Origin of the sequence: Dietzia cinnamea NBRC 102147, from assembly GCF_001571065.1 — a bacterium.
GTDB classification, from domain to species: domain Bacteria; phylum Actinomycetota; class Actinomycetes; order Mycobacteriales; family Mycobacteriaceae; genus Dietzia; species Dietzia cinnamea.
Genome location: NZ_BCSW01000003.1, coordinates 53797 through 68470, shown reverse-complemented (window position 1 = coordinate 68470; position 14674 = coordinate 53797). Strand labels below are relative to the sequence as shown.

Annotated in this window: 13 protein-coding genes; all 13 read left to right on the top strand. The window is 72.4% G+C overall.

The window, feature by feature from the left end:
* Positions 1 to 61: 61 nt before the first annotated feature.
* The 13 genes from rimP (at position 62) to DCI01S_RS02135 (ending at position 14591) form a co-directional block, all read left to right on the top strand.
* Positions 62 to 604, top strand: a complete 543-nt coding sequence (gene rimP, locus DCI01S_RS02195; protein ID WP_061227736.1) for a ribosome maturation factor RimP — start codon at positions 62 to 64, stop codon at positions 602 to 604.
* Positions 601 to 1587, top strand: a complete 987-nt coding sequence (gene nusA, locus DCI01S_RS02190; RefSeq protein ID WP_007632933.1) for a transcription termination factor NusA — start codon at positions 601 to 603, stop codon at positions 1585 to 1587. Before rimP ends, nusA begins: the two co-directional genes overlap by 4 nt.
* 140 nt (positions 1588 to 1727) lie before the next feature.
* Positions 1728 to 2111: a YlxR family protein gene (locus tag DCI01S_RS02185; protein ID WP_082767599.1), complete on the top strand. Its 384-nt coding sequence runs from the start codon at positions 1728 to 1730 to the stop codon at positions 2109 to 2111.
* A gap of 82 nt (positions 2112 to 2193) precedes the next feature.
* The gene (gene infB / locus DCI01S_RS16650) at positions 2194 to 5040 is read left to right on the top strand and encodes a translation initiation factor IF-2 (RefSeq protein ID WP_082767598.1); all 2847 of its coding nucleotides are present in this window, start codon (positions 2194 to 2196) and stop codon (positions 5038 to 5040) included.
* Between the two features lie 111 nt (positions 5041 to 5151).
* Positions 5152 to 5610 carry a 30S ribosome-binding factor RbfA gene (rbfA, locus tag DCI01S_RS02175; protein WP_007632708.1) on the top strand — a complete coding sequence of 153 codons (459 nt, stop codon included), beginning with the start codon at positions 5152 to 5154 and terminating at the stop codon, positions 5608 to 5610.
* The gene (locus DCI01S_RS02170; RefSeq protein ID WP_061227735.1) at positions 5607 to 6584 is read left to right on the top strand and encodes a DHH family phosphoesterase; all 978 of its coding nucleotides are present in this window, start codon (positions 5607 to 5609) and stop codon (positions 6582 to 6584) included. Before rbfA ends, DCI01S_RS02170 begins: the two co-directional genes overlap by 4 nt.
* Positions 6568 to 8001 (top strand): MATE family efflux transporter, encoded by a 1434-nt coding sequence (locus DCI01S_RS02165; protein ID WP_232303084.1) that lies wholly within the window; start codon positions 6568 to 6570, stop codon positions 7999 to 8001. The genes DCI01S_RS02170 and DCI01S_RS02165 overlap by 17 nt, the downstream gene beginning before the upstream one ends.
* A complete protein-coding gene (locus tag DCI01S_RS02160) occupies positions 7998 to 8942 on the top strand; it encodes a metallophosphoesterase family protein (RefSeq protein WP_061227734.1) in 945 nt (314 codons plus the stop codon). Before DCI01S_RS02165 ends, DCI01S_RS02160 begins: the two co-directional genes overlap by 4 nt.
* A 68-nt stretch (positions 8943 to 9010) precedes the next feature.
* On the top strand, positions 9011 to 9673 hold the full coding sequence (locus DCI01S_RS02155; RefSeq protein WP_061227798.1) for a 4'-phosphopantetheinyl transferase family protein: 663 nt from the start codon (positions 9011 to 9013) through the stop codon (positions 9671 to 9673).
* Positions 9670 to 10581 (top strand): tRNA pseudouridine(55) synthase TruB, encoded by a 912-nt coding sequence (gene truB / locus DCI01S_RS02150; RefSeq protein WP_061227733.1) that lies wholly within the window; start codon positions 9670 to 9672, stop codon positions 10579 to 10581. Before DCI01S_RS02155 ends, truB begins: the two co-directional genes overlap by 4 nt.
* 23 nt (positions 10582 to 10604) lie before the next feature.
* Positions 10605 to 11567 (top strand): bifunctional riboflavin kinase/FAD synthetase, encoded by a 963-nt coding sequence (locus DCI01S_RS02145; RefSeq protein ID WP_174521505.1) that lies wholly within the window; start codon positions 10605 to 10607, stop codon positions 11565 to 11567.
* A 115-nt stretch (positions 11568 to 11682) separates the two neighbouring features.
* Positions 11683 to 11952: a 30S ribosomal protein S15 gene (gene rpsO / locus DCI01S_RS02140; RefSeq protein WP_007632724.1), complete on the top strand. Its 270-nt coding sequence runs from the start codon at positions 11683 to 11685 to the stop codon at positions 11950 to 11952.
* Between the two features lie 377 nt (positions 11953 to 12329).
* Positions 12330 to 14591 (top strand): polyribonucleotide nucleotidyltransferase, encoded by a 2262-nt coding sequence (locus DCI01S_RS02135; RefSeq protein ID WP_061227731.1) that lies wholly within the window; start codon positions 12330 to 12332, stop codon positions 14589 to 14591.
* The last annotated feature ends 83 nt before the right edge of the window (positions 14592 to 14674 follow it).

Below are 14674 nucleotides of genomic sequence, written 5' to 3'. Positions count from 1 at the left end.
TACAGTGATGCGGCCCGTCCGCGTCCCGGACGGGTTCCCCGGCCCGCACTCCAGGAGCACAGTGATCGTCCCCGAGCCCGACAGGGCCCACATTCTCAGAGCGGTATCCGACCGCGGCCTCGATCTCGAGGACATCCGGGAGGACGCCCGCTCGTCCGCCTGGCGCGTGACGATCGTCGTGGACGGGGACGCCGGGGTCTCACTCGACGACCTGGCCGATCTGTCGACCGACCTCGATCCCCTCGCCGAGGGATGGGGCGGGCCCGACCGACCGGTGACCCTCGAGGTGACCAGCCGTGGGGTCGACGCACCCCTCGAGCAGCCGAGGCACTGGCGTCGGGCCCGTGGGCGCCAGGTGGATATCACCTACGTACAGGGCGCGAAGGGCCCGGCCCGCGCACGGGTCGGCGACCTGGACGAGGGCGCGGGAGTGGTCCGTCTCGTGTCCGGAGCGCGGGAGAAGAAGGTGGAGCCGGTGGCGTTGGACCAGGTGGCCCACGCCGTGATCCGGGTCGAGTTCCGGCCCGCCCCGGAGGACGAGCTGGACCTGCTGTCGGAGCCGGGGGGCCCCGGTCGTGGCGCGCGAGAAGGAGAAGACCGTTGAACATCGACATGGCAGCGCTCAACATGCTGTCCCTGGAGCGCGAGATCCCGCTGGATGATCTGGTGCAGACGCTGGAAAACGCGCTTCTCACCGCCTACAAGCGAACCGACGGAGCGCACCGCGTGGCCCGGATCGCGCTGGACCGCAAGGCCGGCACCGTCGCCGTGTTGGCAGCAGAGGTCGACGAGGACGGCAACCGCATCGGCGAGTTCGACGTCACCCCCTCCGACTTCGGGCGGGTCGCGGCCGCGACCGCGCGGCAGATCATCCTGCAGCGCCTGCGTGAAGCGGAGACCGATCGCATCTACGGTGATCTCGTCACGCGCGAGGGTGAGGTCGTCAGCGGCGTCATCCAGTCCGATTCGCGGGCCAACGCCCGGGGCATCGTGGTGGTCCACATCGGTCCGGAGAACGGCGGCACCGAGGGCACGATCGCCCCGGCCGAGCAGGTGCCCGGCGAGAGCTACCGGCACGGCGACCGCATCAAGTGTCACGTGGTGGGTGTCCACAAGGGTCCGCACGGGGCCTCCGTGTCACTGTCCCGGACACACCCGGATCTCGTCCGTGGGCTCTTCGCCCTCGAGGTTCCCGAGATCGGCGACGGTTCGGTGCGTATCGCGGCGATCGCGAGGGAGGCCGGGCACCGCACGAAGATCGCGGTCGAGTCCACCGTCTCGGGTCTCAACGCCAAGGGCGCGTGCATCGGCCCGAACGGTGCCCGGGTCCGTGCCGTGATGGCGGAGCTGAACGGCGAGAAGATCGACATCGTCGACTACGACGACGACCCGACGGTGTTCGTCGGGAACGCCTTGTCGCCGGCCAAGGTGATCTCGGTCACCGTCGCCGACGAGCAGGCGAGGGCGGCCCGGGTGGTCGTGCCCGACTACCAGCTCTCGCTCGCGATCGGCAAGGAGGGGCAGAACGCCCGCCTCGCCCACCGCCTCACCCAGTGGCGGATCGACATCCACAGCGACGCGGAGTGAGGCCCGTCGGCCGCCGGTGCCACGCGGTCGGGCGCGCCGTTCGTGTCGACACGCCATCTTCTGTAGACTGATCAGTTGTCACAGTGACTTCACGTCCACCCGTCCCCACGGGTCGGGCGGCGAGAGACCGAGGTGGCCGTATGCCGGGTCGTCAAGACCAGCGGATCGATGCCGCCGAGGACGAGGGTCCCATTCGGACCTGCGTCGGTTGCCGTCGTCGGGATAACGACTCCCGGCTGCTGCGGATCGTCCACGATCCGCAGACGGCGTCGCTCTCGCCCGATCCGCGTAGGCGGGCGGTGGGACGAGGAGCCTGGGTGCACCACGATGAGCGGTGCATCGCGACAGCACTCGACCGCAAGGCCTTCATCAGGTCGCTGCGAGTCGCCGGGAACGTGTCCCAGGACGCGGTCTCGGAGGTGCTCGAGGCCCTGCGCCCCGCGCACGACACCACCCGTCGGCCGTTCGGCCCGGCGGGGGAGCACGAGAAAAGGAACGGACCAGACACGATGAGCACACCGTGAAGCTCCAGCGATGAACGTCCATCGAATGTAGACCGAGGTCGCGCGGCCAGCCCTGCCGTGAGACCTCGCAGTGAGGAGAGCAGTGGCAGGCAAGCCCCGGGTACACGAACTGGCCAAAGAGTTCGGTATCACCAGTAAAGAACTTCTGACGAAGCTCCGCGATCAGGGAGAATTCGTCAAGTCCGCGTCGTCGACGCTGGAGGCACCGGTCGTCCGGCGCCTGCGCGAGGCGCACGCACCGGCCGGAGGTGGCGACAACGCCGCACCGGCGTCCAAGTCCGGCGGTGGGCCCGCGCCCAAGCCGGGCGCACCGACCAAGCCCGCCCCGGGCCCGCGTCCGGGTGCGACCCCGCGGTCCGCGGCGCCCGACGCGGCGCCGAAGCCGTCGGCCGCGCCCACCCCGGGTGCCAAGCCCGCGGCGCCGGCCCCCAAGCCCGCCGCGGGACCGACGCCGGGCGCCAGGCCCGCCGCGGGACCCACGCCGGGTGCCAAGCCCGCCGCACCGGGTCCGAAGCCCGGCTCGCAGCGTCCCGCCCAGGGTGCGACCCCGGGCGCAGCGGCGGCGGCGTCCCGCCCGGCTCCCGGCCCCCGTCCGGCCGGCCCGAAGCCCGGGCCCAAGACGCCGCGCGTGGGTAACAACCCGTACTCCAGCGGCACCACGCCCGCCCCGCGCCCGCAGGGCGGCCCCCGCCCGGGTCCCGGGCAGGCCGGTCCGCGTCCGGGTGGCGCACGTCCGGCACCGGGCCAGGGTGGTCCCCGTCCCCCGCAGCGCCAGGGTGCTCCGGGCCAGGGCGGCCCCCGTCCCAGCCCCGGCAACATGCCGCCTCGTCCCAACCCCGGTCAGATGCCGGGGCAGGTCGCACGGCCCGCAGCGGGCCGCGGTCGGCCCGGTGGTCCCGGCGGACGTCCCGGCGGCGGCGGCTTCCGCCCCGGCGGTGGCGGCGGCGCCCCGGCAGCGGGCGGCGGTGGCTTCCGCGGTCGGCCCGGTGGCGGCGGTCGCGGTCGCGGCGGTGCCGCGGGCGCGTTCGGACGTCCCGGCGGTGCCCCGCGCAGGGGTCGCAAGTCGAAGCGGCAGAAGCGTCAGGAATACGATTCGATGCGGGCACCGGAGGTCGGCGGCGTCCGGCTCCCCGACGGTCGTGGGCAGGTCCTGCGGCTGGCTCAGGGCGCCTCGCTGAGCGACTTCGCGGACAAGATCGACGTCAACCCGTCGCAGCTGGTCCAGGCGCTGTTCAACCTGGGCGAGATGGTCACCGCCACGCAGTCGGTCACTCCGGAGACCCTCCAGCTCCTCGGTGAGGAGATGGGGTACAAGGTCCAGATCGTCAGCCCCGAGGACGAGGACCGCGAGCTGCTCGAGTCCTTCGACCTGTCCTTCGGCGAGGACGAGGGCGGCGAAGAGGATCTCGAGCGTCGTCCCGCGGTCGTCACCGTCATGGGTCACGTCGACCACGGCAAGACCCGGCTGCTCGACAGCATCCGGTCCGCCAAGGTCGGCGAGGGTGAGGCCGGCGGCATCACCCAGCACATCGGTGCGTACCAGGTCACCGTGCCGGTCGACGACGTCGAGCGCACGATCACCTTCATCGACACCCCGGGTCACGAGGCGTTCACCGCCATGCGTGCCCGCGGCGCCAAGTCGACCGACATCGCGATCATCGTGGTGGCGGCGGACGACGGCGTGATGCCGCAGACGGTCGAGGCGATCAACCACGCGCAGGCGGCCGACGTGCCGATCGTCGTGGCGGTCAACAAGATCGACAAGGAGGGCGCGCAGCCCGACAAGATCCGTGGCCAGATGACGGAGTACGGCCTCGTGCCGGAGGAGTACGGCGGCGACACCATGTTCGTCGACATCTCCGCCAAGCAGAACCTGAACATCGATTCGCTGCTCGAGGCCGTCGTCCTCACCGCGGATGCGGCTCTGGACCTGCGGGCCAACCCGGACATGGACGCCCAGGGCGTCGCGATCGAGGCGCACCTCGACCGCGGTCGTGGCCCCGTGGCCACCGTGCTCATCCAGCGCGGCACGCTGCGGGTCGGCGACTCGATCGTCGCCGGCGACGCATACGGTCGTGTGCGCCGCATGGTCGACGAGCACGGCCAGGACGTCGAGGAGGCGACCCCGTCGCGTCCGGTCCAGGTCATCGGTCTGACCAGCGTGTGTGGCGCCGGCGACACCCTGATGGTGGTCGACGAGGACCGCACGGCCAGGCAGATCGCCGATCGACGCAATGCGCGTAAGCGCAACGCGATGGCCGCGCGCAGCCGTCGCCGGATCAGCCTCGAGGACCTGGATTCGCACCTCAAGGAGACGAGCCAGCTCAACCTCATCATCAAGGGCGACAACTCCGGTACGGTCGAGGCCCTCGAAGAGGCCCTCATGGGTATCGAGATCGACGACGAGGTGCAGCTGCGCGTCATCGACCGCGGTGTCGGCGCCGTCACCGAGACGAACGTCAACCTGGCGGCGGCGTCCGACGCGGTGATCATCGGGTTCAACGTCCGCGCGGAGGGTAAGGCCACCGAGATGGCCAACCGCGAGGGCGTCGACATCCGGTACTACTCGATCATCTACCAGGCGATCGACGAGATCGAGAGCGCGCTCAAGGGCATGCTCAAGCCGATCTACGAGGAGAAGCAGCTCGGTCAGGCGGAGATCCGCCAGATCTTCCGCTCCTCCAAGGTGGGCAACATCGCCGGTTGTATGGTGCTCGACGGCATCATGCGGCGTAACGCCAAGGCGCGGCTCATCCGCGACGGCAACGTGGTCGTGGAGGAGATGACCGTCTCCTCGCTGCGCCGCGAGAAGGACGACGTGACCGAGGTCCGCGAGGGCTTCGAGTGCGGTCTGACGGTGACGTACTCCGACATCAAGATCGGCGACGTGATCGAGACGTACGAGCTCGTCGAGAAGCCGCGCGACTGACGTCGCAGAGCACACCGTGGGGGCGGGTTCCGTATCGTACGGACCTGCCCCCGCGGTGCGCTCGTCAACACGTGACCGCCCAGCGGTCGCACCATGTCAAGGAGGATCGCCATGACCGGCAAGGGACGCGCGGGACGGCTCGGCAAGCGGATCGGCGAGATCGTCGCGACGGCCATCGAGCACGAGATCAAGGATCCGCGTCTCGAGTACGTCACCATCACCGACTCGCGCATCACCGCGGACCTGCGGGTCGCCACCCTGTACTACACGGTTCGGGGCGAGACCCTCGACGAGGAGCCGGACCTCGAGGCCGCGGAGGCGGCGTTGACCGCCGCGCGGGGGCGTCTGCGCACGATGGTCGGCAGGCAGACCGGGGTCAAGTTCACCCCGGAGCTCACGTTCGTGCTCGACTCCGTGCCCGACGCCGCGCGGCACATGGAGGAACTCCTCGCCAGGGCGCGGGCCAGCGACGAGCAGGTCCGTCGTGCGGCCGAGAACGCGCGTCCGGCCGGTGACGAGGACCCCTATCGGAAGCCGGAGGAGGACCGACCGGAGGACGACGACCGGTGACCACGGCGGTGGACGCCGCGGGGGCGGCGGACGTGTTGGGGCGGCACCGCGAGGTGACCGTGCTCTGTCACGTCCGCCCGGACGCCGACGCCCTGGGCAGCTCCTGCGGTCTGGCCCGGGCGCTGCGCGCGGTCGGCGTGACCGTCCACCATTCGTTCGACCCCGGCGTGGTCCCGGACGCGCTGCGCGCCATCCCGGGCACCGACCGGGTGATCCCGCTGTCCCGGGTGCCCGCCCACGGCGGCCTCGTGGTGACCCTGGACTGTGCGAGCCCCGACCGGGCCGGGGCCTGGGAACGGCTGGCGGAGAGCGCCTCCGAGGTGCTGGTGGTCGACCACCACGGATCGAACCCGGGTTTCGGATCGCACATGTATCTCGACCCGACCGCCGCGTCGACCGCCTCGCTCGTGTTGGAGGTGCTCGACGCCGGCGGCTACGTCGTCGACGCCGACATCGCCACCAGTCTCTACGCCGGTCTCGTCACCGACACCGGGTCCTTCCGGTGGGGCGGGTCGGACGCGCACGAGACCGCCCGCCGCCTGCTCGAGGCCGGGGCGGAGTCGGAGGAGCTCGCGTACGACCTGCTCGACGCCCGTTCCTTCACGTGGCTGCGGGTCCTGGGTGAGCTGCTCGCCACCGTCCGTCTGGACGTCGACGCCGTGGGGGGACGGGGCGCGGTCTGGCTCGCGGTCCCGTACGAGGTGATCGCCGGGGCGGACGACGACGACGTCGAGTCGCTCGTGTCCCATCTGCGGGGCGTCCGCGAGGCACGGGTGGCGGTCCTGCTCAAGGAGTACCGGCCGGGGGAGTGGGCCGTCTCGCTGCGCTCCCGGGGTGACGCGGACCGCGAGGCGATCGACGTCTCGGTCGTGGCCGGGGCTCTGGGCGGCGGCGGACACCCGTCTGCGGCCGGCTGCACCGTCCGCGGTGACCTCGACGCCGTGAGTGCGAGGCTCCGTGAACTCCTCGGCTGACCCCGCGCCCACCGCGCCGCGGTCGGCGCCGCGGCCGGAGCCGGCACCGGTGCCGGCTCCGGAGGTCGGGGTCGGGGCGATCGGCCGACGCCTGTGGTCCATCGCGCTGCCCGTTCTGCCGGTGCTGTCGGCCGAGCCCGTCTACCTGTTGGTCGACGGCATCATCGTGGGCCGACAGGGCGCGGACGCGCTCGCGGCCCTCGGCGTCGGCGCGCTCGTGCTGCTCGTGCTGGGCACCCAGATGAACTTCCTGTCCTACGGGACCACCGCCCGGTCCGCGCGGCTACACGGCGCCGGTCGGCGCGCTGATGCGGTCGCCGAGGGCGTGCAGGCGACGTGGATCGCCCTCGGCGTCGGAGCGCTCGTGGTCGCCGCGGTATCGGCGCTGATGGGCCCGCTCACCCGCGCCCTCGCCGCCGACGCCGAGGTGGCCGCGGGCGCCGCCGAGTGGCTGCGGGTGGCCGTGTGGGGTATCCCTTGCATCCTCGTCGCCTCGGCCGGCCACGGATGGATGCGCGGCGTCCAGCGCCTGCGCACCCCGCTCGTGCTGGTGGCCGTCGGGATCGGCGTGTCGACCGTCGGCTGCGTGGTGCTGGTCCCCGGACTGGGACCCGCGCCGGAGATGGGTCTGGTCGGCAGCGCCTGGTCCAACCTCGCCGGTCAGCTGCTCATGGCGGGCGGCTTCCTCACCGCGTTGGTCCTCGAGCACACGGGTTCGCTGCGTCCCCGCCGGGCCGTCATCGTCAGCCAGCTGCGGATGGGCGTCGATCTCGTCATCCGTACCGCGTCGTTCCAGATCACCTTCGCCGTGGCCACCACGGCCGCCGCCGCGGCGGGCGTCAACTCGCTCGCCGCCCACCATCTCGCGCAGCAGTTGTGGTCGCTGTACTCGCTCGTCCTGGACTCCGTGGCCATCGCCGCGCAATCGCTCGTGGGCGCCGCCCTGGGCGCCGGTCTGGCCGCGCACGGTCGGGCGCTGGCCCGGGCCGTCGTCGTGTGGTCACTCGGTCTGGGGGTCGCGCTCGCGCTGGTGACCGTGCTCTTCCGTGAGCCGCTGGCGACCCTGCTGGCCGGCGACGCCGGGGTGGCGGACCGGCTGGTGGTGGCGCTGATCGGCATGGCGGTCGTCGTCCTGCCGGCGGCGGTCGTGTTCGGTCTCGACGGGGTCCTGCTCGGCGCCGGGGACGCGGCGTACCTGCGCACGAGCACGGTGATCGCCGCGTTGTGCGGGTTCCTGCCCGTTCTCCTGGCGACCCGGCACTTCGGGTGGGGCCTGACGGGGATCTGGTGGGGGATGGGTGTCTTCGTGGGGATGCGCCTCGTCGCCGTGGGGATGCGGGTGCGCGGTGACCGGTGGGTGGTCCTCGGCGCGCGCACCCCGGAGGCCGCCGGAGCCGACGCGGAGGCCGCCGGATGACCGCGGGTACCGGCGCGGAGGCGGGTCCGTCGCTACGGGCGGTGTCCGACCTGCACGTGGGCCACCGCGGGAACGCCGACGTGGTGGACGACCTCCAGCCCGGCCACCCGGGCGACTGGCTGATCGTGGCCGGAGACGTCGCGGAGAAGACCCGCCACGTGGTGGACGCCCTGGAGCGTCTGGCGGCCCGGTTCGAGCGCGTGATCTGGGTGCCCGGCAACCACGAGCTGTGGATCGGGCGCGATGACGAGGGGATGTCCTCCACCACGAAGTACGACCGGCTGGTGGAGGCGTGCCGGGCGATCGGCGTGGACACCCCCGAGGACCCCTACCCCCTGTGGACCGGCCCCGGCGGGCCGGCGTGGGTGGTGCCGATGTTCCTGTTCTACGACTACAGCTGGACCCCCGTGGCGGGGCAGGCCCGCGCGGAGGCCCTGGCCGGGGCGCGCGAACGCCGGGTGGTGGCGTCCGACGAGTTCCTCATCGACCCGGGCCCGTTCGGCGACGCCGTGGCGTGGTGCCGGGAGCGTCTCGTGGCCACCACGACCCGGCTGGCGCGCCTCGACCCCGCCCATCCGACCGTGCTGATCAACCACTGGCCGCTGTTGCGCGAGCCCACGCGCGTACTACGCCACCCCGACTTCGCGCTGTGGTGCGGGACCGAGCAGACGGCCGACTGGCACCGCCGCTACCGGGCGACCGCGTGTGTCTACGGGCACCTGCACATCCCGCGCACGACCGTGCACGACGGCGTGCGCTTCGAGGAGGTCTCGCTGGGCTACCCGCGGGAGTGGGGGGCCCGTGGGCGTCCGGAGCCGCTGACACGCCAGATCCTGCCCGCCCCGGACGCGCCGCAGGTGCGGTGGGTGCGCGGCGGCGACGGCATGCCGCGGCTCGCCCGGCCCGGGGAGAGCGCTCCGGAGCTCGAGGAGGAGCGGTGACGGCCGATTCGTTCCCCGGTGACCTGTTCCCCGACGACGTGGCAGTGGTGACCGACACGGAGCTCGGCATGGACGACGCCGCCCTGCTGGCGTCGTTGTACCCGGTGGAGGTCGAGCAGATCGGTGCGGCGGTGGAGCGGCGGCGGGTCGACTTCGCCGGGGCGCGGGCCTGTGCGCGGGCGGCCATGACGCGGCTCGGGGTGCCGCCCGGTCCGGTGCTTCGGGGCGCGCGGGGCGTGCCGGTGTGGCCCCCGGGGCTCGTGGGCACGCTGACGCACACCGACGGTCTGCGCGCGGCCGCGCTGGCCCGGGCCGGTCGGGTGCGATCGGTGGGATTGGACGTCGAACGGCACGAACCGCTCGCCGACGGGGTGCTCGAGGCGGTGTCGCTGCCGGAGGAGGCGGCGTGGGTGCGTGCCGCGCGCACGGAGATGCCGTCGGTGGCGTGGGACGCGCTGCTGTTCACCGCGAAGGAGGCCACGTACAAGGCGTGGTTCCCGCTCACCCACCGGTGGCTGGGGTTCGCCGACGCGCACATCACCCTGGTACCCGACGGGGACGACGACGAGGTGGTCCGGGGCACGCTCGTCTCGCGGATCCTCGTCGACGCGCAGACGGTGGACGGCGGCCCGGACGCGACCGAGTTCCACGGCCGCTGGGCCGTCCGGGGCGGCCACGTGGCCTCGGCGATCGTGCTGCGGCCCGCGGGTGTCGATAGCGTGGGGCCGTGACGCCGCGCAGACCCGACCCCCGTCCCGCCCCCGAACCCGGCCTGGTGGTCGTGGACAAGCCCGGGGGGATGAGCAGCCACGACGTGGTGGCGCGACTGCGCAGGTTCTTCGGCACCCGCAAGGTCGGACACGCCGGCACCCTCGACCCCATGGCCACGGGTGTGCTCGTCGTGGGCATCGAACGCGCCACCAAGATGCTCGGCATGCTCGCGCTGGAGACCAAGTCCTACGAGGCGACCATCCGCCTCGGCGAGACCACGACCACCGACGACGCCCAGGGGGAGACCACCGCGACCGTGGACGCCTCCGCGGTGACCGACACCGCGATCGACGCGGCCGTGGCCGACCTGACGGGGGAGATCGACCAGGTGCCGTCGGCGGTCAGCGCGATCAAGGTCGACGGGAGGCGGGCCTACGACAGGGTGCGGGCGGGGGAGGAGGTCGAGCTCCGGTCCCGGCGGGTCACCGTCTCCCGGTTCGACGTGCTCGAGCGGGTCCGCGCCGGGGCGGTGATCGACCTCGTCGTCGTCGTCGACTGCTCCACGGGGACCTACATCCGCGCGCTCGCCCGTGACCTCGGCGCCGCGCTCGGCGTCGGGGGCCACCTCACGGCGCTGCGCCGGACCCGGGTCGGACCGTTCGGCCTCGATGTCGCCCGCACGCTCGACGAGCTGGAGGCCGCGCCGACCCTGTCCCTCGACCTCGACGCGGCCGCCCTGGCCGCGTTCCCCCGCCGCGACATCGACGCGGACGCCGCCGAGGGGCTCCGCCACGGACGGTGGCTCGAGGCCCGGGGTGACACCGGCGTCGTCGCCGCCGTGGGCCCGGACGGTCGTGTCGCGGCGCTGGTCTCGGAGTCCGGACGCCGCGCCGCTCCGGTCGTGGTCATGCGCCCGGCGGGGCTGTGAACCCCGCGCGTAAGGTGGTCGCCGTGCAGCTGTGGCGGACGTTCGACGAGATCGTGATCCCCGACGGCGGGACCTCCGTCGCCCTCGGGGTGTTCGACGGACTCCACCGGGGGCACCGCGCCCTCGTGGACCGCGCGGTCGGAGCGGGTCGCGAACTCGGTGCCAGCCCGGTGCTGGTGACCTTCGACCCCCATCCCGTCGAGGTCGTCCGGCCGGGCACGCACCCGTCCGTCCTCACCCCCCTCGCCCGGCGCGCCGAGCTCGCGGGGGGATTCGGCGTGGACGCCGTCTTCGCGCTGCCCTTCGACCGCGAGATGGCCTCGTGGGAGCCCGACGAGTTCGTGGACCGCGTCCTCGTCTCCGGGCTCCACGCCCGCGCCGTCACCGTCGGTCGCAACTTCACGTTCGGTCGCAGTGCCGCCGGCACCCCCGAGACGATGCGTGCCCTGTGCGCGGAGCGGGGGATCGCGTGCGAGGTGGTCGACCTGCTGGAGTCCGGCGGCGAGACCGTCTCCTCGAGTCGGATCCGGCGCCTGCTGTCGGAGTCCGACGTCGCCGCCGCCGCGGAGATCCTCGGCCGCCCCCACCGCGTCTCGGGCGTCGTCGTGCACGGCGCCGGGCGAGGGGGTCGGGACCTGGGCTACCCGACCGCCAATCTCGACCTGCCCGAGCACACCGCGGTCCCCGCCGACGGCGTGTACGCGGGCTGGTTCACCGTCCTCGACGACGGCCCGGTGGACGGGTCGATCGTCCCGGGGCGCCCGTACGCGTCCGCGATCTCCGTCGGCACCAACCCGACGTTCGGGGACGCCGCGCGCAGTGTCGAGGCGTTCGTGCTGGACGAGTCCGCCGACCTGTACGGCCGGACGGCGGCCGTCGACTTCGTCGACCACGTGCGCGACATGGAGAAGTTCTCCTCCGTGGACGAGTTGCTCGTGGCGATGGACCGCGACGTCCGACGCACCCGCACCGTGCTCGGGGCCTGACCGCGCCCGAATTGGGACCGCCGCCCCCGGCTGGTAACGTAGCCGGTCGGCCCTGCTGCGGTCCGCGGCGGCGGTGGCCTCACATTTTCGCGGACTGGAACAACCAGGAGTCATCATGGCGCTGAGCACCGAAGAGAAGAAGGCCGTTCTGGCCGAGTACGGGGTCCACGAGACCGACACCGGGTCCCCCGAGGCCCAGGTCGCGCTGCTCACCCGTCGCATCCAGCAGCTTACCGAGCACCTCAAGACCCACCAGCACGACCACCACTCGCGTCGTGGCCTGCTGCTGCTGGTCGGCCGTCGTCGTCGGCTGCTCAAGTACATCGCCAAGGTCGACATCGCGCGCTACCGCTCGCTGATCGAGCGCCTCGGCCTGCGCCGCTGACACCGGCCCGCCCGGACCCGTCGACGATCCCCGCCCTCAACGTGAGGGCGGGGATCGTCCGCATCCGGGCGGCGCGGCTTCCCTCGCGTCGGGGGGCGGTGCCCGCGCGCCCCGGTGACCCGGGCGTTTATCCCTGATAGCCTCAGGTGCAGCCGGTGCGCACGTGCCGGGGTGGTCGACAGGTCCGATTGGCGGTCCTCGGTAGTGGCCGCCGGAACCCGACGCACGCGGGGTCGTTGAGAGCCGCGTGAGTGCCGTTCCGGCCGCTTCGATCGAAGGCCGAGGTCGTACCGGGACCCCCTTGACACGTGACCGGCGGCCCCGGCGGACCCGGATCCGCCGCGAGGCCCCATCGCCCCCGATACGACAGGAAACACATGTCACAGATCACGGCCGTCGAGATCGAAGACGGCGTCTTCGAATCCGTCGCGACCATCGACAACGGCGACTTCGGCCGCCGCGAGGTCCGTTTCGAGACCGGCCGGCTGGCCAAGCAGGCCGCCGGCTCGGTCGTCGCCTACCTCGACGACGACACGATGCTGCTGTCCGCAACCACCGCGGGCAAGCACCCCAAGGACCACTTCGACTTCTTCCCCCTGACGGTGGATGTCGAGGAGCGGATGTACGCCGCCGGCCGCATCCCCGGCTCGTTCTTCCGTCGTGAGGGTCGCCCCAGCACGGACGCGATCCTCACGTGCCGTCTCATCGACCGGCCGCTGCGCCCGACCTTCGCGGACGGTGTCCGCAACGAGGTCCAGGTCGTCGTGACCGTCATGAGCCTCGATCCCAAGGACCTCTACGACGTGGTGGCCATCAACGCCGCCTCCGCGTCCACCCAGCTGTCCGGGCTGCCCTTCTCGGGTCCCGTCGGCGGCGTGCGCGTCGCGCTCATCCCCACGGCCGCCGACCCGGCCGGCCAGTGGGTCGCGTTCCCGACCTCCGAGCAGCTCGAGGGGGCCGTGTTCGACATGGTCGTCGCCGGCCGCGTCGTCGGCTCGGGTGACGACGCGGACGTCGCGATCATGATGGTCGAGGCCGAGGCCACCGACAACGTCATCGAGAAGATCGCCGGCGGCGCACAGGCGCCCACCGAGGAGGTCGTCGCCCAGGGGCTCGAGGCCGCCAAGCCGTTCATCGCGGAGCTGTGCGCCGCCCAGCAGGCACTGGCCACCGCCGCGCCCGGGACGCCGCGCGAGTTCCCGCTGTTCCCGCCGTACGCGGACGACGCGTACGCCGCCGTCGCCGAGGTCGCGGAGACCAAGCTCGCCGACATCATGCGCATCGCGGACAAGCAGGACCGCGAGGTCGCGACCGACGAGCTCAAGGCGTCCGTGCTCGACGAGCTCGCCGACCGCTTCGCCGACCGCCTCGGCGAGATCGGTGCCGCGTTCAAGTCGCTGACCAAGAAGATCGTCCGCCAGCGGATCCTCACCGACCACTTCCGGATCGACGGCCGCGGCGTGCGCGACATCCGCGCGCTGTCCGCCGAGGTCGAGGTCATCCCGCGCGCCCACGGATCCGCGCTGTTCGAGCGCGGCGAGACCCAGATCATGGGCGTCACGACGCTCGACATGGTCAAGATGGCCCAGCAGATCGATTCGCTCGGGCCCGAGACCAGCAAGCGCTACATGCACCACTACAACTTCCCGCCGTACTCCACCGGTGAGACCGGCCGCGTGGGCTCGCCCAAGCGTCGCGAGATCGGCCACGGCGCGCTCGCCGAGCGTGCCCTCATGCCGGTGCTGCCCAGCGTCGAGGAGTTCCCCTACGCCATCCGCCAGGTCTCCGAGGCGCTCGGGTCCAACGGTTCCACCTCCATGGGCTCGGTGTGTGCGTCGACGCTGTCGCTGCTCAACGCCGGCGTGCCGCTCAAGGCGCCCGTCGCCGGCATCGCGATGGGCCTCGTCTCCGACGAGGTCGACGGCGAGACCCGCTACGTGGCCCTCACCGACATCCTCGGTGCCGAGGACGCGTTCGGCGACATGGACTTCAAGGTCGCCGGCACCGGGATGTTCGTCACCGCGCTGCAGCTGGACACGAAGCTCGACGGCATCCCGTCAGAGGTCCTGGCCGGTGCGCTCACGCAGGCCCGTGAGGCCCGCCTGACCATCCTGGACGTGATGGCCGAGGCGATCGACGAGCCGGACGAGCTGAGCCCGCTCGCGCCGCGCATCATCGCGATCAAGGTCCCCGTCGACAAGATCGGCGAGGTCATCGGGCCCAAGGGCAAGATGATCAACTCGATCACCGAGGAGACCGGCGCGTCCGTCTCGATCGAGGACGACGGCACCGTGTACATCGGCGCCACCGACGGCGAGTCGGCGCAGGCCGCGATCGACAAGATCAACGCCATCGCCAACCCGCAGCTGCCCAAGGTCGGCGAGCGGTTCCTCGGCACCGTGGTCAAGACCGCGCCCTTCGGCGCGTTCCTGTCGCTGCTGCCGGGCCGTGACGGCCTGGTCCACATCTCGAAGCTCGGCGGCGGCAAGCGCGTCGGCAAGGTCGAGGACGTGGTGAACGTCGGCGACAAGATGCAGGTCGAGATCGCCGACATCGACAACCGCGGCAAGATCAGCCTCGTGCCCGTGGGCGAGGACTCCGACAACGGCTCCGACGCGGACGCCGGCGGCGACGACTGATCCCGTGCCCGGCGCCCCCGGAGGGGCCCGGGCACATCCGAGGCACGCACCCCGCGCGGGGTGCGTGCCTCGTTCGTTCGAGC